General features: G+C 61.7%; 16 protein-coding genes. 9 read left to right on the forward strand and 7 right to left on the reverse strand.

Going from position 1 to position 16,298, the window contains the following annotated elements; genetic code table 11:
* The first annotated feature begins 90 nt into the window (after nucleotides 1-90).
* The 4 genes from ACM6IM_RS13695 (at nucleotide 91) to ACM6IM_RS13710 (ending at nucleotide 4,230) form a co-directional block, all read left to right on the forward strand.
* Nucleotides 91-1,107 (forward strand): Bug family tripartite tricarboxylate transporter substrate binding protein, encoded by a 1,017-nt coding sequence (locus ACM6IM_RS13695; RefSeq protein ID WP_414865398.1) that lies wholly within the window; start codon nucleotides 91-93, stop codon nucleotides 1,105-1,107.
* A 52-nt stretch (nucleotides 1,108-1,159) separates the two neighbouring features.
* Nucleotides 1,160-1,693 (forward strand): tripartite tricarboxylate transporter TctB family protein, encoded by a 534-nt coding sequence (locus ACM6IM_RS13700; RefSeq protein WP_414865399.1) that lies wholly within the window; start codon nucleotides 1,160-1,162, stop codon nucleotides 1,691-1,693.
* Nucleotides 1,690-3,219 (forward strand): tripartite tricarboxylate transporter permease, encoded by a 1,530-nt coding sequence (locus ACM6IM_RS13705; RefSeq protein WP_201196081.1) that lies wholly within the window; start codon nucleotides 1,690-1,692, stop codon nucleotides 3,217-3,219. Before ACM6IM_RS13700 ends, ACM6IM_RS13705 begins: the two co-directional genes overlap by 4 nt.
* A 69-nt stretch (nucleotides 3,220-3,288) precedes the next feature.
* Entirely contained in the window at nucleotides 3,289-4,230 is a 942-nt protein-coding gene (locus tag ACM6IM_RS13710; RefSeq protein ID WP_192302248.1) for a LysR family transcriptional regulator, read from the forward strand.
* Nucleotides 4,231-4,277: 47 nt separating this feature from the next.
* On the opposite strand, the gene ACM6IM_RS13715 is transcribed toward ACM6IM_RS13710, so the two are convergent.
* The 3 genes from ACM6IM_RS13715 to cysK all read right to left on the reverse strand — a co-directional run bounded on the left by ACM6IM_RS13715 (nucleotide 4,278) and on the right by cysK (nucleotide 7,717).
* The gene (locus ACM6IM_RS13715) at nucleotides 4,278-5,141 is read right to left on the reverse strand and encodes a DMT family transporter (protein WP_414865400.1); all 864 of its coding nucleotides are present in this window, start codon (nucleotides 5,139-5,141) and stop codon (nucleotides 4,278-4,280) included.
* A 462-nt stretch (nucleotides 5,142-5,603) separates the two neighbouring features.
* Nucleotides 5,604-6,542 carry an aspartyl/asparaginyl beta-hydroxylase domain-containing protein gene (locus ACM6IM_RS13720; RefSeq protein WP_414865401.1) on the reverse strand — a complete coding sequence of 313 codons (939 nt, stop codon included), beginning with the start codon at nucleotides 6,540-6,542 and terminating at the stop codon, nucleotides 5,604-5,606.
* A gap of 200 nt (nucleotides 6,543-6,742) precedes the next feature.
* Nucleotides 6,743-7,717, reverse strand: a complete 975-nt coding sequence (gene cysK, locus ACM6IM_RS13725; protein WP_414865402.1) for a cysteine synthase A — start codon at nucleotides 7,715-7,717, stop codon at nucleotides 6,743-6,745.
* A 127-nt stretch (nucleotides 7,718-7,844) separates the two neighbouring features.
* Between cysK and ACM6IM_RS13730 the strand changes: the two genes are divergently transcribed.
* The 3 genes from ACM6IM_RS13730 to ACM6IM_RS13740 all read left to right on the forward strand — a co-directional run bounded on the left by ACM6IM_RS13730 (nucleotide 7,845) and on the right by ACM6IM_RS13740 (nucleotide 11,133).
* Nucleotides 7,845-8,921 (forward strand): DUF748 domain-containing protein, encoded by a 1,077-nt coding sequence (locus ACM6IM_RS13730; RefSeq protein WP_414865403.1) that lies wholly within the window; start codon nucleotides 7,845-7,847, stop codon nucleotides 8,919-8,921.
* Nucleotides 8,922-9,084: 163 nt separating this feature from the next.
* Nucleotides 9,085-9,930, forward strand: a complete 846-nt coding sequence (locus ACM6IM_RS13735) for an AAA family ATPase (protein WP_192302253.1) — start codon at nucleotides 9,085-9,087, stop codon at nucleotides 9,928-9,930.
* Between the two features lie 24 nt (nucleotides 9,931-9,954).
* Entirely contained in the window at nucleotides 9,955-11,133 is a 1,179-nt protein-coding gene (locus tag ACM6IM_RS13740) for a vWA domain-containing protein (RefSeq protein WP_192302254.1), read from the forward strand.
* A 51-nt stretch (nucleotides 11,134-11,184) separates the two neighbouring features.
* Here ACM6IM_RS13740 and ACM6IM_RS13745 read toward each other — a convergent pair whose 3' ends face one another.
* From ACM6IM_RS13745 to ACM6IM_RS13755, 3 genes are read right to left on the reverse strand one after another with little or no spacing between them, the layout of a single operon-like run.
* A complete protein-coding gene (locus ACM6IM_RS13745) occupies nucleotides 11,185-11,730 on the reverse strand; it encodes a DUF2937 family protein (RefSeq protein WP_414865404.1) in 546 nt (181 codons plus the stop codon).
* Nucleotides 11,731-11,741: 11 nt separating this feature from the next.
* On the reverse strand, nucleotides 11,742-12,518 hold the full coding sequence (locus tag ACM6IM_RS13750; protein WP_192302256.1) for a class II glutamine amidotransferase: 777 nt from the start codon (nucleotides 12,516-12,518) through the stop codon (nucleotides 11,742-11,744).
* 30 nt (nucleotides 12,519-12,548) lie between these two features.
* Nucleotides 12,549-13,046: an MFS transporter gene (locus ACM6IM_RS13755; RefSeq protein WP_192302257.1), complete on the reverse strand. Its 498-nt coding sequence runs from the start codon at nucleotides 13,044-13,046 to the stop codon at nucleotides 12,549-12,551.
* 208 nt (nucleotides 13,047-13,254) lie between these two features.
* Between ACM6IM_RS13755 and ACM6IM_RS13760 the strand changes: the two genes are divergently transcribed.
* Complete coding sequence (locus ACM6IM_RS13760) at nucleotides 13,255-15,309, forward strand: S9 family peptidase (RefSeq protein ID WP_414865405.1); 2,055 nt, start codon at nucleotides 13,255-13,257, stop codon at nucleotides 15,307-15,309.
* Between the two features lie 187 nt (nucleotides 15,310-15,496).
* Nucleotides 15,497-15,970 carry a Crp/Fnr family transcriptional regulator gene (locus ACM6IM_RS13765; protein ID WP_192302259.1) on the forward strand — a complete coding sequence of 158 codons (474 nt, stop codon included), beginning with the start codon at nucleotides 15,497-15,499 and terminating at the stop codon, nucleotides 15,968-15,970.
* Here ACM6IM_RS13765 and ACM6IM_RS13770 read toward each other — a convergent pair.
* Nucleotides 15,967-16,260 carry a hypothetical protein gene (locus ACM6IM_RS13770; protein ID WP_201196108.1) on the reverse strand — a complete coding sequence of 98 codons (294 nt, stop codon included), beginning with the start codon at nucleotides 16,258-16,260 and terminating at the stop codon, nucleotides 15,967-15,969. The two genes, ACM6IM_RS13765 and ACM6IM_RS13770, sit on opposite strands and share 4 nt — an antisense overlap.
* Nucleotides 16,261-16,298 lie beyond the last annotated feature (38 nt).

Here is a 16,298-nt window from a genome sequence, read left to right on the forward strand (position 1 = left end):
GAGGGCGGCGGCTTCCCACACTCGGGCCAGGCTTGCAGCTTTTGAGCACCGACAAGTCACTCATAACAACTACAAAAACGAGGCCCTTCCATGCGAAATGCATTCGTCCGTCGCACATCCCGTCTGTTGCTTGGTTGCTCGTTGATCGCGGCCGGCGCCCTGCCCGCCCTCGCTCACGCCGCCTGGCAACCGGACAAGAACGTCGAGATCGTCGTTGCCGGCGGCCCCGGTGGCGGAACCGACCAACTCGGCCGGTTGATCCAGTCGATCATCACCACCCACAAACTGCTCGACGTCAACACCATCGTCCTCAACAAGGGCGGCGGCAACGGCGCCGAAGCCTTCCTCGACCTGAAAATGAACAAGGGCGACGCGGAAAAACTGGTGATCGGCACCAACAATATCTACCTGCTGCCCTTGGTGTCCAAGCTCGGCTACCAGTGGCAGGAACTGACCCCCGTCGCCGCCGTGGCCGAGGACGACTTCATTCTCTGGAGCTACAAGGGTGCGCCGTGGAAGGACGCCAAAGGCTTCTACGAAGCGGTCAAGGCCGACCCGAGCAAATTGCGCATGGGCGGCAGCCAGTCCAAGGACGTTGACCAGACCCTGACCCTGCTGCTGAACCAGACCACCCAGAGCAAGCTGGTCTACATCCCGTTCAAAAGCGGCAGCGAAGCCGCGACGCAACTGGCCGGCAAACACATCGCCGCCAACGTCAACAACCCCGCCGAAAGCATCAGTCAATGGCGCGGCGACCAGGTCGAACCGCTCTGTGTGTTCAGCCAGGAGCGCATGAACTACACCGACAAGGTCGCTGGCGACAAATCCTGGGCTGACGTGCCGACCTGCCACGAACAGGGCCTGGGCGTCGACCAGTATCGCTTCCCGCGCACCGTGTTCATGCCCGGCGAAGTCACCGCCGAGCAGCGGGCGTTCTACGTCGAGCTGATGCGCAAAGTCACCGAGACCCCGGAGTTCAAGGCTTACGTGAAGCAGAACGCGCTGGTGCCGACCTTCCTCGAGGGCGAGACACTGACCGCCTACATCGAAAAAGACACCGCCCGCGTCACCCCGGTGTTCAAAGAAGCCGGCTGGCTGAAAAACTGAGTCAGCGACGGCCGTACGCCTGCGCACGGCCGTCATCCCTGGAGGTGCTTTCATGTCCCATTCTTCGGATTCACCGGCCCTGGTCGGTACCCGCTGGGTCGAACTCGGCCTGGCCATCTTCACCGCGCTGATCGGCGCGGTGGTGATGGTCGGCAGTGTCGAACAGGGTATCGGCTGGGGCGATTCCGGCCCCGAGCCGGGTTATTTCCCGTTCTACATCGGCCTGATGCTGTGCGCCGCGAGCGTGGCCAACGGCGTACTGACCCTGGTGCGCTGGCAGGCGCTGAGCATTTCATTCGTCAGCCGCAGCGCGTTCAGGCAAGTGCTGTCGGTGTTCATCCCGATCGCCCTGTTCGTCGCGGCCATGCCCTTCACCGGCATCTACGTGGCGTCGGCCTGTTTCATTGCCTGGTTCATGGCCCGTGACAAAGTCCGCGCCAAGCCCTACGGCAAACTGATGATCGCCAGCGTGTCCCTCGGCGCGGCACTGGCCAGCTACCTGATTTTCGCGCTGTGGTTCAAGGTCCCGCTGGATGCAGGTCCCCTGGGCGACCTGTTGAACCTGTTGGGGAGAACCTTCAAATGAGCGAATTCGATTCCCTGCTGCAAGGCATGAACCTGATCCTCACGCCCGGCCACATCGGCCTGATGGTGATCGGCGTGCTGCTGGGCATCCTGGTCGGTGTATTGCCCGGCCTCGGCGCCCCCAATGGCGTGGCGTTGCTGCTGCCGCTGACGTTCACCATGTCGCCGGTGTCGGCGATCATCCTGCTTTCGTGCATGTATTGGGGCGCCTTGTTCGGCGGCTCGATCACCTCGATCCTGTTCAACATTCCCGGTGAACCCTCATCGGTGGCGACCACGTTCGACGGCTACCCGATGGCCCGCGAAGGTCGCGCCGCCGAAGCCTTGACCGCCGCCTTCAGCTCGGCACTGATCGGTGCACTGGCCGGGGTGCTGCTGCTGACCTTCCTGTCGACCAAGATCGCCGCGTTCGCCATGACCTTCAGCTCGCCGGAGTTCTTCGCGGTGTACCTGCTGGCGTTCTGCACCTTCATCGGCATGAGCAAGAACCCGCCATTGAAAACCGTGGTGGCGATGATGATCGGTTTCGCCATGGCGGCCGTCGGCATGGACACCGTGTCCGGCAACCTGCGCCTGACCTTCGATCAGCCGATCCTGATGACCGGCATCAGCTTCGAAGTGGCGGTGATCGGTTTGTTCGGTATCGGCGAAATCCTCTGCACGGTCGAGGAAGGCCTGGTGTTCCGTGGCGAGCATGCGCGGATCACGCCGATGGTCATCCTGCGCACCTGGGCAAAACTGCCTCGCTACTGGTGGACGATTGTGCGCAGCACATTGGTGGGTTGCTGGATGGGCATTACCCCGGGCGGCCCGACGGCGGCTTCGTTCATGAGCTACAGCCTGGCGCGGCGTTTCTCGAAGAACCGCGAGAACTTTGGCAAGGGCGAGCTGGAAGGCGTGATCGCACCGGAAACCGCCGACCATGCGGCGGGCACCAGCGCCCTGCTGCCGATGCTGACCCTGGGCATTCCGGGTTCGGCCACGGCGGCGGTGATGCTCGGCGGCCTGATGATCTGGGGCCTGCACCCTGGCCCGACGCTGTTCGTCGAGCAGCATGACTTTGTCTGGGGCCTGATTGCGAGCATGTACCTGGGCAACGTGGTGAGCCTGATCGTGGTCCTGGCCACCGTGCCGCTGTTCGCCTCGATCCTGCGCATTCCGTTCTCGGTCATCGCGCCGATCATCATCATGGTCTGCGCCATCGGTGCCTACTCGGTGCACAACTCGTTCTTCGACGTGGTGCTGATGCTGGGCTTCGGCGCGCTGGGCTACCTGTTCAAGAAGCTCGGATATCCGATCGCACCGCTGGTGCTGGCTGCCGTGCTGGGCGACAAGGCCGAAGATGCGTTCCGTCAGTCGATGCTGTTCTCCGACGGCCAGATCGGTATTTTCTGGTCGAACCCGCTGGTGGGCAGCCTGACCACGGCCGCCCTGCTGATGCTGTTCTGGCCGTTGATTTCCAAGGCACTGGGCAGCTTGATCGGCCTGCGCAAATCCGCGGCGGCCAAGACCAAACCGGTGCAGTGACACCGTAATGCTGGCAACGCCTGACATTTGTTGTCAGGCTTGCCACCGTCTTCTCTGCGAGCGTGGCCCATGACCCGAATTCCTGATGCCAATGTCATCCACAGCCGACTGCGCCTGCGCCAATTGCGCCTGATGCTGGCGCTGCAGGAATTCGGCTCGCTGCGCCGCGCCGCCGATCACATCGGCATGACCCAGCCAGCGGCGACCAAGATGCTGCACGAGGCCGAGGATCTGCTTGGCGTCGAACTGTTCGAACGCCTGCCCCGGGGCATGCGTTCAACCCCGTTCGGGGAAACCGTGATTTATTACGCGCGCATGGTGTTTGCCGAACTCAGCGGCATGCGCGAGGAACTGGTGGCCCTGGAATCCGGCAACCTGGGGCGCGTCGCCGTCGGAGCCATCCCGGCATTGGCCTCGGGGTTGCTGACCCGCACCATCGCCACCTTGAAACAGAGCCATCCACGCTTGTCGATGAGCATTCAGGTCGACACCAGCGACGTGCTCGTCCAGGCCCTGCTCCAGGACCAGCTCGACATCGTCCTGGGTCGGATTCCGGTGGGGGCGCGGGCTGAAGAGTTGCTGTTCGACAGCCTCGGCGAAGAGGCCCTGTGCGTGATCGCCAGTGCGCAGAATCCGCTGGCCAACGAGAAGCACCTGAGCTGGGCGGAATTGCAGAACATGACCTGGGTGCTGCAACAGCAGCCCAGCCCGATGCGCGCGATCATCAATCAGGTGTTTCACAATGCGCGGGTGGACATCCCCAGCAGCATCGTCGAAACCACCTCGATCATGACTTTGCTCTCGCTGATCCAGCAAACCGACATGCTCGGCGTCACGCCGGTTTCGGTGGTCGAGGACTATCCCGGCCGCGACCTCTTGGCGGTGCTGCCGATCAAGTTTGAAGCGCGGCTGCCACCGTACGGCTTGATCACACGGCGCCACCGCATTCAATCGTCGGCCATGCAGGCGTTCATGAACTCGGTGCGTGCCGAGCATGCCTCGAGCAAATGAAAAAAGGCCTGGCGTACTGCGCCAGGCCTTTTCTTGTTCCCGCAGTGCTAGGTTTTTTTACGGAAGACGAACACCAGTCCGACGATGATCAACAGCATGCCCAGCAGGCTCAGCGCTGCCAGCCGATTGCCGAAAATCAGGTAGTCCATCACCGCTGTCACCGCCGGCACCAGGTAGAACAGGCTGGTGACATTGACCAGGTTGCCGCGAGCGATCAGGCGATACAGCAGCAACGTGGCCAGCACCGACACCACCAGCCCCATCCACAGCACCGGCACGATGAAGCCGCTGGTGTGCTCGAAATGGAACGGCTGGAAAGGCAAGAAGATCCCGCACAGCAACAGCCCCGCGAGGTATTGCACCGGCAGTGTGCCGAGGGGGTTGTCGGTGATGCGTTTTTGCATGATCGAGCCGAACGTCATGCTCGCCAGCGCCAGCAGACCGAAGAGCATCCCCGCCAGTGACATGCCCGCCAGGCCGATGCCCTGGTACACCACCATGATCAGCCCGACCAGGCCCAGAGCCAGGCCGAACAGGCGGCTGGCCGAGCGCTGCCGTTCCATGATCACCACGGTGAGAATGGGCTGCACGCCCATGATCGTGGCCATCACCCCCGGCGTGACTTTCAGGTCCAGGGCCAGCAGATAGAAAATCTGATAGGCCCCCAGCAACACCACCCCGGTGGCCATGGCGTACAACATCGGTTTGCCGCCCCGGGGCAACTTCAGCTTGAGCAAGGGCACCAGCAGCACCAGCCCGCACAGGGCGATGGCGAAGCGAATCAGCAGAAAGGCAAAGGGTGACGCGTGGGCCAGGCCCCACTTGGAGAAGATCGCCCCGCTGCTCCACAGCAGGACGAACAGGCTCGTGGACGCCGCCGCGAGCGCGGTTTTTTTCGAAAGGACAAACATGAATACCACCTGTAGTCAGGCAAGAAGCCAACTCAGCCGAAGCTGAAATCCAGTAGTTTTTTCAGGCGTTTGCGAGGACATGGAACAGCAGGAAAGCTGATCAGCCCCGAATGCCAGCGCCCGGCGGTGATACGACTGCGCACACCGGCGTGCTACGGACAGGTGGAGGGTAATGACTGATCTGCACAGGCTGCTGATTCCCGCACGGCACGACGCCAGCGTTGACCGCTGAATCGACTACCGCGTTGATGAGGGCTGCAGGCATGGGCTGATCTTTTTCGAGGGGAAATAACCGAGTGCCGACTATAACCAGCGGGCGACATGGATTGCAATGACTTGGACAAAGGGCCAGCAACGACAGCGAAGCAGAAGAACCTGTTGGCGTCCTTGCCGGCGAATCGTTCAGGTTTTCCTCATAAAAAAACCGCTCCCAAGGAGCGGTTTTTCATTCCACGGTCAATCTCACCCAAACAACCAATACCCCAACAACGTCAGCACCACCACGGCCAACACCGGCCGCAGCACACGATAGGCCTTGTGGTTGCGGCGTTTCCACTGCTTGACCATGCCACTGAACTGGTCGCTGAAGCGCTTGCTCCAGGCGTAAGCCTGGTTGATTCCGCCCACGCGCTCATCGTCGAGGTTCTGCGGTGCCGTGGCGCGCCCGAGCAGGGCACTGACCCGACGGTTGAGGCCGGTCATCAGGCGATTGCTCAACGGACGCTCGATGTCGCAGAACAGGATCACCCGGGTCTGCTCGGTTTCGTTCTTGACCCAGTGCACGTAGGTTTCATCGAACATCACATCATCGCCATCGCGCCAGGCGTAAACCTGGCCATCGACAAAAATGCGGCAATCGTCGGAGTTCGGCGTGGACAGGCCCAGGTGATAACGCAGGGAACCGGCAAAGGGGTCGCGATGCGGGTTGAGGTGGCTGCCACCGGGCAGCAGCGCGAACATGGCGCCCTTGACGTTGGGAATGCTGCTGACCAGCGCCACGGTTTTCGGGCACAGGGCTTCGGCCGAAGGCAGGGGCTTGTCGTACCACTTGAGGTAGAAACGCTTCCAGCCTTTCTTGAAGAACGAGCCGAAACCGGCGTCATTGTTCTTCTCGGCGGCACGGATGTAGCCCTCGTCGAACAGGTGCATCGCCTCGTCGCGAATGACCTGCCAGTTATCCTTGAGCACATCCAGTTCAGGGAATTTGCTGCGATCCAGGTAAGGCCGGGAAGGCACGCTGGAAAACAGGTACATCAAGGCGTTGTAGGGCGCAAACAGTGCCGAGTGATTGACGAACTGGCGCAAGACCGGCAAACGCGCCTTGCCGCGCAAGTGCACATACAGCGTGCTGCCCAGGAACAGCAGCAACAGCAACGCCTTCACGGCAAAAGAAACAGTCATCCACAACTCCTTGAAATAAACACCCCTGCACAGCGCCATGTTCCCGGCGCGGCAGCCAGCCATGATAAGCACTCGTGGCCAGGGGGGAAACCCGCCTGACTCGACATTCAGTGTTGAGAATTGTGCAATAAAGCACTTCTTAACATAAGCCTCCTGAACGGGGCCTGACGTCAATCAGCCCCCGATCGGACACACGGTGCTTAAACCTGGGTCTCCTGCTCGGTGAACAGGTCACTGAACAGCATGCTCGACAGGTAGCGTTCGCCGGAGTCCGGCAGAATCACCACGATGGTCTTGCCCTGCATTTCCGGGGTTTCGGCCAGACGCGCCGCCACGGCCATGGCGGCACCGCAGGAAATGCCGCACAAAATCCCTTCTTCCTGCATCAGACGCAGGGCCATGGCCTTGGATTCCTCGTCAGTGACCAGTTCGACGCGGTCGACCATCGACAGGTCCAGGTTCTTCGGCACAAAACCGGCACCGATGCCCTGGATCTTGTGGGGGCTTGGCTTGATCTCGTCGCCCGCCAACGCCTGGGTAATCACCGGCGATACCACCGGTTCGACCGCCACCGACAGGATCGGCTTGCCCTGGGTGTTTTTGATATACCGCGATACACCGGTGATGGTGCCACCGGTGCCCACCCCCGCCACCAGCACATCGACGGCACCGTCGGTGTCGTTCCAGATTTCCGGACCGGTGGTTTTTTCATGAATGGCCGGGTTGGCCGGGTTTTCGAACTGCCCCGGCATGAAGTGCCGGGCGGGATCGCCGGCGACGATCTCGGTCGCCTTTTCGATCGCGCCCTTCATGCTCTTGGCCGGTTCGGTCAACACCAGCTCGGCGCCCAGTGCCTTGAGCACCTTGCGACGTTCGATGCTCATGGACGCCGGCATGGTCAGGATCAGCTTGTAGCCCCGCGCCGCCGCGACGAACGCCAGGCCAATCCCGGTGTTGCCGGAAGTGGGTTCGACGATGGTCATGCCAGGCTTGAGTTTGCCGGTGCTTTCAGCGTCCCAGATCATGTTGGCGCCAATCCGGCATTTGACCGAGTAACCCGGGTTGCGCCCCTCGATCTTGGCCAGGATGGTCACGCCGCGAGGCGCGATGCGGTTGATCTGCACCAGTGGCGTATTGCCAATGGAGTGGGCGTTGTCAGCGTAGATACGACTCATGGCCGGGTCCTTAATGCAGCGTTGAATTAGCCCTTAACGGTATGCCTGTTGCCGGTGCTCGTCCAGTCGGGTCGAACGTCCGCCGAGCATCAGAGTCAATGCATTACAACGCCAGAGATTTGCCATCATGAAACGTCGATACAGCTGGCCCCTATGGACCCTTGTCGGTCTCGTGGTGCTCCTGATTGCCCTGCACATCGCCCTGCCCTATATGGTGCGCGACTACCTGAACGGCAAGCTCGCCGACATGGGCGACTACCGTGGCCAGGTGACCGACGTGGACCTCGCGCTGTGGCGCGGTGCCTACAGGATCAACGGCCTGAAAATCGTCAAGGTCGATGGCAAGGTTCCGGTGCCCTTCGTCGATGCCCCGCTGATCGACCTGTCCGTCAGTTGGCACTCGCTCGTGTACGACCACGCCGTCGTGGCCAAGGTGCAGTTTTTCAACCCGCAAGTGAACTTCGTCGATGGCGGGGCCAACAAGCAGAACTCGCAGACCGGTGAAGGCACCGACTGGCGTGCGCAATTGAGCAAGCTGTTACCGATCACCCTGGACGAAGTGCGCCTCTACGACGGCAAGATCAGCTTCCGCAACTTCAATTCCAAGCCGCCCGTCAACATGAACGCCACTCAGGTCAATGCCAGCATCTACAACCTGACCAACGTCGTCGACAAGGACGGCAAACGCGACGCCCGCTTCGAGGGCAAAGCCCTGCTGCTGGGCCACGCGCCGCTTGAAACCAGCGCAACCTTCGATCCGCTGAGCAACTTCGAAGAATTCCAGTTCCGCTTGCGCGCCAGGGACATCGAACTCAAACGCATGAACGACTTCGCGTCGGCCTACGGCAAATTCGATTTCAACGCCGGTCACGGCGACGTGGTGATTGAAGCCCAGGCGAAAAAGGCGCAGTTGACCGGCTACATCAAACCCCTGTTGAAAGACGTGGACGTGTTCAATTGGCAGCAGGACGTCGAGAACAAGGACAAGGGACTGTTCCGCTCCATCTGGGAAGCCATTGTCGGGGGTTCCGAAACCGTGCTGAAAAACCAGGGCAAGAATCAGTTTGCGACACGCGTGGAGTTGAGCGGCAACGTGCACCGGCAAGATATCAGCGCGTTCCAGGCGTTTTTGCAGATTTTACGCAATGGATTCGTCCAGGCGTTCAATGCCCGCTATGAACGGCCAAAGCCGGAGGCTGGTTAACCGCCTCTGCCACCGAGACTGAGTCAAGTTGTGACGCTCCATTCAGAGACTGAATAAGCCGTCCGCGTTCACAGTCGCCCGGCCTGCGCGTTATAGTCGGACACTTGTCTATTGCGACCCGCCCTGCCCTGTCAGGCCGGCTTTACCGTTCGAGGATTAGCAGATGAAGTTCGAAGGCACCCAGGCCTACGTCGCCACCGATGACCTGAAGCTGGCGGTCAACGCCGCCATCACCCTGGAGCGTCCGCTGCTGGTCAAGGGCGAGCCGGGCACGGGCAAGACCATGCTCGCCGAGCAACTGGCGGAGTCCTTCGGCGCCCGGCTGATCACCTGGCACATCAAGTCCACCACCAAGGCGCACCAGGGTCTCTACGAATACGATGCCGTGAGCCGGCTGCGCGACTCGCAACTGGGCAACGAAAAGGTCCACGACGTCCGTAACTACCTGAAAAAGGGCAAGCTCTGGGAAGCGTTCGAGTCCGAGGAGCGGGTGATCCTGCTGATCGATGAAATCGACAAGGCCGACATCGAGTTCCCGAACGACCTGCTGCAGGAACTCGACAAGATGGAGTTCTACGTCTACGAGATCGACGAGACCATCAAGGCCAAGCAGAGGCCGATCATCATCATTACCTCCAACAACGAAAAGGAGCTGCCGGACGCCTTCCTGCGCCGCTGCTTCTTCCACTACATCGCTTTCCCGGACCGCGCCACCCTGCAAAAGATCGTCGACGTGCACTACCCGGACATCAAGAAGGACCTGGTCAGCGAAGCGCTGGACGTGTTCTTCGATGTGCGCAAGGTGCCAGGGCTGAAGAAAAAGCCGTCGACCTCCGAACTGGTGGACTGGCTGAAGCTGCTGATGGCCGACAACATCGGCGAAGCGGTGCTGCGCGAACGCGATCCGACCAAGGCGATTCCGCCGCTGGCCGGGGCCCTGGTGAAAAACGAACAGGACGTGCAATTGCTCGAGCGCCTGGCGTTCATGAGCCGTCGCGGCACTCGCTAAGCACTTGTAAAGAGGGCTGACGCCATGCTGCTCAACCTGTTCAACGAAATGCGCGCCGCCAAGGTACCGGTCTCGGTCCGTGAGCTGCTGGACCTGATCAACGCGCTGAAACAGCGCGTGACCTTCGCCGACATGGACGAATTCTACTACCTGTCGCGGGCGATTCTGGTGAAGGACGAAAGGCATTTCGACAAATTCGACCGGGCCTTCGGCGCCTATTTCAATGGTCTGGAAAAACTCGACGACCACCTCCAGGCGCTGATTCCCGAAGACTGGCTGCGCAAGGAGTTCGAGCGCTCGCTGACCGACGAGGAGCGGGCGGCAATCCAGTCCCTGGGCGGGCTGGACAAGCTGATCGAAGAGTTCAAGAAACGCCTGGAAGAACAGAAGGAACGCCACGCCGGCGGCAACAAATGGATTGGTACCGGCGGCACCAGCCCCTTCGGCTCCGGTGGCTTCAACCCCGAAGGCATTCGTGTCGGCGATGCCGGCAAACGCCAGGGCAAGGCGGTCAAGGTCTGGGACCAGCGCGAGTACAAGAACCTCGACGACTCGGTGGAACTGGGCACGCGCAACATCAAGGTCGCCCTGCGTCGCCTGCGCAAATTCGCCCGCCAGGGTGCCGCCGAAGAACTGGATATCGATGGCACCATCGACCACACCGCCAAGGACGCCGGCCTGCTGAACATTCAGATGCGCCCGGAACGGCGCAACACGGTGAAGCTGTTGCTGCTGTTCGACATCGGCGGCTCGATGGACGCGCACGTGAAAACCTGCGAAGAACTGTTCTCGGCCTGCAAGACCGAGTTCAAGCACCTGGAGTATTTCTACTTCCACAACTTCATTTATGAATCGGTGTGGAAAAACAACATGCGCCGCACCTCCGAGCGCACTTCCACCCAGGATCTGCTGCACAAGTACGGCGCCGACTACAAGGTGATCTTCATCGGCGACGCCGCCATGGCGCCCTACGAAATCACTCAACCGGGCGGCAGTGTCGAGCACTGGAACGAAGAAGCCGGCTACGTGTGGATGCAGCGGTTCATGGAGAAATACAAGAAGCTCATCTGGATCAATCCGTATCCGAAGGACACGTGGGGCTATACCTCATCGACCAACATCGTGCGCGATTTGATCGAGGACCAGATGTACCCCCTGACGTTGCGCGGGCTTGAGGAAGGGATGCGGTTTCTGTCCAAGTAGAAAGGCCAGCGGCTGATTGATCGTTCCCGAGCCCGGAAACGATCAATCCAGTCACTGCAGCCCGCGAACGTCCCGGTCCTCGATCGGCCGGCTCTGGCGCAGGCGTCGGCCACCCAGCACCACCCAGTCGATCAGCCGGAACAGGCACTCGATGCCAAACGACAGCAGCAACGCGCCGCTCATGCCCCAGATCATCGCTTCCGGCGTCAGCAGGATCTGGTAACTGTAACCGTTCCAGGTTTCCTTGCGGATATCCGGATCGGCGGCCAGGACCACCTGCAGGAAGCGGATGTACCAGGGCCCCTGCATGGCCTGGAACTGTTTATCCAGGGCCACCTGTCGGGTCAGCAGGTTGCTCAGGCTGTCGGCGTCGCTGCGAAAGATCGGGTCTTCGCTGGCGCGGTAGTGGGCGACCAGCGCCTGCATATCGCCCTTGAAGAACTGATTGGCGGTGCCCTGGAAGCCGCTCAGGCTGGTCTGCGCCTCGATCAGATGCGCTTCGATGCGCTTGGCGTAGTCGTTGATGAACCCCGGCACCTGGACACCGATCAACAGTCCCGCCGCGAACAGCACCAGCCGTAGATAACTGAGCAACATGAGAGCGTCCTTTATTCGGTCTTGCCCTGGCTGACGCATTCACCACGTCGCCACAGGCTCCATTGGCCCGGCTCGTAGCGGGTCCAGGTTTCGTTTTCGGTCAGGGGTTCGGTGGCGATCACCGTCACCACGTCGTTGGGCGTGGTCTCAGCCTGGAAATCGACGATCACATCGACATCCTTCAGGCGCGCCGGGCCAAACGGCGCGCGACGGGTAATCTGCGCCAGCTTGGTCGAGCAGTAGCAGAACAGCCAGTCACCATCGCTGAGCAGACAGTTGAACACGCCTTTACCGCGGTATTCGGCGCAGGCGGCGACCAGGTCGGGCAACAGCGCCTCGACCTCCACCGGCTCCGGAAACGCCGCGCGCACCCGGTTGAGCAAATCGCAGAACGCCGCTTCGCTGTCGGTATCGCCGACGGGGCGGTAAAAGCTGGTCATCGGTTGAAAATCCGCCAACTGGCCGTTGTGCGCGAAACACCAGTTGCGCCCCCACAGTTCGCGCACGAACGGGTGGGTGTTGGACAGGCAGACCTTGCCGACGTTGGCCTGGCGGATGTGCCCGATCACCACTTCGCTCTTGATCGGATACCGCTGCACCAGGTTGGCGACTTCCGACTCGCTGCTCGCCGCCGGATCCTGGAACAGGCGCAGGCCACGGCCTTCGTAGAATGCGATGCCCCAGCCGTCACGGTGCGGCCCGGTGCGGCCACCGCGTTGCATCAACCCGGTGAAGCTGAACACGATATCGGTCGGAACATTGGCGCTCATGCCCAATAACTCACACATGCTCGGACTCTCTGAAAGGCAGGGGCACGGTTACAAACGCGGTTCGACCCGCATGCGCTGCGGGTTGCTCGGGACCGGCGGGCGACCGTAGCGGTCATCACCGGCACCGCCGAACGGCTGATCGTCGTCAGGCTCGTCGGCGCGGGCAGCCGTCCTGGCCGCCTCCGCCCGCTCCTTGCGGGCTCGGGAAGCGCGCTCGATGGGGAAGCGGATCGCCACGAACACCAGGTAAACGCCAAAGGCGATCATGCCGTACATGAACAGATCGGAAATGGCGCGCCAGGCGTTGTTGCCGACCTTGAACGCAAGGTCCAGGGTGGTGATGGCAATGGCCGGGGCGACCTTCTCCTTCACCGGATCGATGATGGTCGGGCTGAACAGCAACACCGCAACCAGCAGCCGCAGCGGCTCGCGCAGCCAGCGCCACATCCAGCGGGTGATACGCATCCACACCAACAGGCAGCCCAAAGCGGCGAAGGCGTAAAGGCCCCAAGCGATCAGATAGTCGTTCTCGGTCATGGTGTCCATGGCAAGGCAGGCAAATAGGCGCTTATAGTAACGACTTTTCGCACGCCAGGCTTGTCCCAATACCTGACAGCTACGCCTCACCTGTGGGAGCGGGCTTGCTCGCGAAGGCGTCCTGTCAGCCAACATCGCTCTGGGACAGCGCTTTCGCGAGCAAGCCCGCTCCCACCGGCTGCAAATCCCTCATTCGTACATTGTCCGAGAGCCCTTCATGCCCCAATCCGCCAACGTCACCAGCGCCCCTATTGCCCACAAGGCGCCAGGCACTGACCCGTATGCCTGGCTGCAGGAACGCGACACCGACGCGGTGCTCGACTACCTGAAAGCGGAAAACAGCTATCAGGAAGCGCAAACCGCCGATCAGGCCGGGCTGCGCGAAACCCTGTTCGAAGAGATCAAGGGCCGCATCCTCGAAACCGACCTGTCGCTGCCTTCGCCGTGGGGCCCCTATCTGTATTACACGCGCACCACCGCCGGCGACGAGTACGCCCGGCACTACCGCTGCCCGCGCCCGGACGACGACAGCCTGCAGCTCGACGAAAGCCGGGAACAGCTGCTGCTGGACCCGAACGAACTGGCCAACGGCGGCTTCTTCTCCCTCGGCGCGTTCAGCATCAGCCCGGATCACCAGCGCCTGGCCTACAGCGTCGACGCCACGGGCGACGAGATTTACACCCTGTTCATCAAGGAATTGTCCGACGGCCGTGTCAGCGAGCTGGCGTTCGAGAACTGCGATGGCAGCATGACCTGGGCCAACGACAGCCTGACGCTGTTTTTCGGCGAACTGGACGACACCCATCGCCCGCACAAGCTGCTCCGCTACCGGCTGGACGGCACGGCGGCCGAAGAAGTGTTCCATGAGCCGGACGGCCGGTTCTTCATGCACTGCTACCGCTCCAGCTCCGAACAGCAATTGCTGCTGGCCCTGGGCAGCAAGACCACCAGCGAAATCTGGGTGCTGGACGCCTTCCAGCCGCAGCAGGCCTTTACCTGCATCGCACCACGGGTCGAAGACCATGAGTACGATGTCGATCACGGCGCACTCGACGGGCAGTGGACCTGGTTCATTCGCACCAACCGCGACGGCATCAACTTCGCCCTCTACACCGCCGTCGATACCGGCGTGGCGCCGTGCGAAGCCGACTGGCGCAACCTGATCCCCCATCGCGACAGCACGATGATCGATGGCATGAGCCTCAATGCCGGGGCCATGACCCTGAGCCTGCGCGAGGGCGGCCTGCCGATTATCGAAGTGCACCCGCAGGACCTGCCCAGCTACCGCGTGCAATTGCCGGATGCCGCCTACAGCCTGCACGTCCAGAACAGTCTGGATTTCGTCAGCGAGCAGATTCGCCTGCGCTATGAAGCGCTGAACCGGCCGGCGCAAATCCGCCAACTGGAACTGGTCAACGGCGAGCAGAAGGTGTTGAAGCAGACCCCGGTGCTCGGCCCGTTCGACGCCGATGCCTACGTCAGCCAGCGTCTCTGGGCCACCGCCCCGGACGGCACGCAAGTGCCGATCAGCCTGGTGGTCAAGCGCGAAGCGCTGGGCCAACCGACGCCGCTGTACCTGTACGGCTACGGCGCCTACGGCCAGAGCCTCGACCCGTGGTTCTCCCACGCCCGCCTGAGCCTGCTGGATCGCGGCGTGGCCTTTGCCATCGCCCATGTGCGCGGCGGCGGCGAACTGGGTGAGGCCTGGTACCGCGCCGGCAAACAGGAACACAAGCACAACACCTTCAGCGATTTCATCGCCTGCGCCGAGCACCTGATTGCCAACGGTTACACCACTTCCCCGCAACTGGCGATCAGCGGCGGCAGTGCCGGCGGCCTGCTGATCGGCGCGGTGCTGAACATGCGCCCGCAGCTGTTCGGCGCGGCGATTGCCGAAGTGCCGTTCGTCGACGTGCTCAATACCATGCTCGACCCGGACCTGCCGCTGACCATTACCGAGTACGACGAGTGGGGCAACCCGCAGGAGCCGGACGTCTACGAACGGATCAAGGCCTACGCCCCGTACGAAAACGTCACTGCGCAAGAGTATCCGGCGACGCTGGTGATCGCGGGCTACAACGACAGTCGCGTACAGTATTGGGAAGCCGCCAAGTGGGTGGCCAAGCTGCGCGCCAACAAAACCGACAACAATCCGTTACTGCTCAAGACCGAGCTGGGGGCTGGCCACGGCGGAATGAGCGGCCGTTATCAGGGATTACGTGACGTAGCGCTCGAATACGCATTCGTTTTCAAGGTTTTGGGCATTGCCTGAGGAACTTGGCCTGATGGCCCGGTCTTAAGACCATCGCGTTTCCATTGTGGGAGCGAGCCTGCTCGCGATGGCGGCAGCACAGCCCGCATTCGTATTGAATAGGCGGCCCAATCGCGAGCAGGCTCGCTCCCACAAAAAAGCCGATCAAGATCCGCCACGACAGACACAACAAAAAAGACCGCACGACATGTCAGAACCGACCTTACTGAACAATGAAATTCGCGACTGGCTGATGGACTGCGGCCTGTTCGCTCAATTGCAGCCCGCCGACTTCGCGGCAGCTTCAGGCTATTTCAGCATCAGCACGGTGGCCGAGGGCGAAGAGATTTTCCACGAAGGCGATGCCGGCAGCTTCATGTGCATCATTCACACCGGCCAGGTCGCGGTACAGAAAACCAACAGCGACGGCCAACTGGTGACCATGACCATCCTGCGCAGCGGCCGGGCCTTCGGCGAAATGGCGGTGCTCGATGGCGAGCGCCGCTCCGCCAGCTGCGTGGCCGCGAGCAACTGCCAGTTGCTCAACCTGGGCAAGGACTCACTGGAAAAAATGCTCAACGACGCGCCGAAGATCGCCGCCAAGATCATCCGAGCCCTGGCCGTGTCCCTGTCCAAGCGCTTGCGCATGGCCGACGGGCAACTGCTTTCGCAACAGGTCTAGCCACCCGGCGACTTGCTCTTCGTGGTGTTCTGCTCAAGTCCCGGCAGGGGCTGGTCCCTGGGCGGCGGGCTGGGGACGTCGATCGGTGGCAACAGCGGTGGCCCGCCGCTGCCCGGACCGGCCTTGGGCACGCTGTTGGGGGTGATCTGCGGGTAAGGTGTCGGCGTCGCGGTACCGGGCGAACCGGGCAGCGGCGCCGGGCTGGTCGGAATGGTTTGCAGCTCCTGGGCCGACGCTGCAGTTATCGAGAGCGCGGCCAGGGCAATGACCGTTAGAATGGTGCGCTTCATCAGGGCTCCGTTGACAGGTTGTCTGCCTGCAGGCTACT

The sequence above is a fragment of the Pseudomonas sp. IT-P12 genome, from assembly GCF_949767465.1.
Classification (GTDB): domain Bacteria; phylum Pseudomonadota; class Gammaproteobacteria; order Pseudomonadales; family Pseudomonadaceae; genus Aquipseudomonas.

What these genes read in the sequence shown, in the direction of transcription:
- ACM6IM_RS13695 (WP_414865398.1), top strand. Translation starts at nt 91, where the DNA reads ATGCGAAATGCATTCGTCCGTCGCACATCCCGTCTGTTGCTTGGTTGC.
- ACM6IM_RS13700 (WP_414865399.1), top strand. Translation starts at nt 1,160, where the DNA reads ATGTCCCATTCTTCGGATTCACCGGCCCTGGTCGGTACCCGCTGGGTC.
- ACM6IM_RS13705 (WP_201196081.1), top strand. Translation starts at nt 1,690, where the DNA reads ATGAGCGAATTCGATTCCCTGCTGCAAGGCATGAACCTGATCCTCACG.
- ACM6IM_RS13710 (WP_192302248.1), top strand. Translation starts at nt 3,289, where the DNA reads ATGACCCGAATTCCTGATGCCAATGTCATCCACAGCCGACTGCGCCTG.
- ACM6IM_RS13715 (WP_414865400.1), bottom strand. Translation starts at nt 5,141, where the DNA reads ATGTTTGTCCTTTCGAAAAAAACCGCGCTCGCGGCGGCGTCCACGAGC.
- ACM6IM_RS13720 (WP_414865401.1), bottom strand. Translation starts at nt 6,542, where the DNA reads ATGACTGTTTCTTTTGCCGTGAAGGCGTTGCTGTTGCTGCTGTTCCTG.
- cysK (WP_414865402.1), bottom strand. Translation starts at nt 7,717, where the DNA reads ATGAGTCGTATCTACGCTGACAACGCCCACTCCATTGGCAATACGCCA.
- ACM6IM_RS13730 (WP_414865403.1), top strand. Translation starts at nt 7,845, where the DNA reads ATGAAACGTCGATACAGCTGGCCCCTATGGACCCTTGTCGGTCTCGTG.
- ACM6IM_RS13735 (WP_192302253.1), top strand. Translation starts at nt 9,085, where the DNA reads ATGAAGTTCGAAGGCACCCAGGCCTACGTCGCCACCGATGACCTGAAG.
- ACM6IM_RS13740 (WP_192302254.1), top strand. Translation starts at nt 9,955, where the DNA reads ATGCTGCTCAACCTGTTCAACGAAATGCGCGCCGCCAAGGTACCGGTC.
- ACM6IM_RS13745 (WP_414865404.1), bottom strand. Translation starts at nt 11,730, where the DNA reads ATGTTGCTCAGTTATCTACGGCTGGTGCTGTTCGCGGCGGGACTGTTG.
- ACM6IM_RS13750 (WP_192302256.1), bottom strand. Translation starts at nt 12,518, where the DNA reads ATGTGTGAGTTATTGGGCATGAGCGCCAATGTTCCGACCGATATCGTG.
- ACM6IM_RS13755 (WP_192302257.1), bottom strand. Translation starts at nt 13,046, where the DNA reads ATGGACACCATGACCGAGAACGACTATCTGATCGCTTGGGGCCTTTAC.
- ACM6IM_RS13760 (WP_414865405.1), top strand. Translation starts at nt 13,255, where the DNA reads ATGCCCCAATCCGCCAACGTCACCAGCGCCCCTATTGCCCACAAGGCG.
- ACM6IM_RS13765 (WP_192302259.1), top strand. Translation starts at nt 15,497, where the DNA reads ATGTCAGAACCGACCTTACTGAACAATGAAATTCGCGACTGGCTGATG.
- ACM6IM_RS13770 (WP_201196108.1), bottom strand. Translation starts at nt 16,260, where the DNA reads ATGAAGCGCACCATTCTAACGGTCATTGCCCTGGCCGCGCTCTCGATA.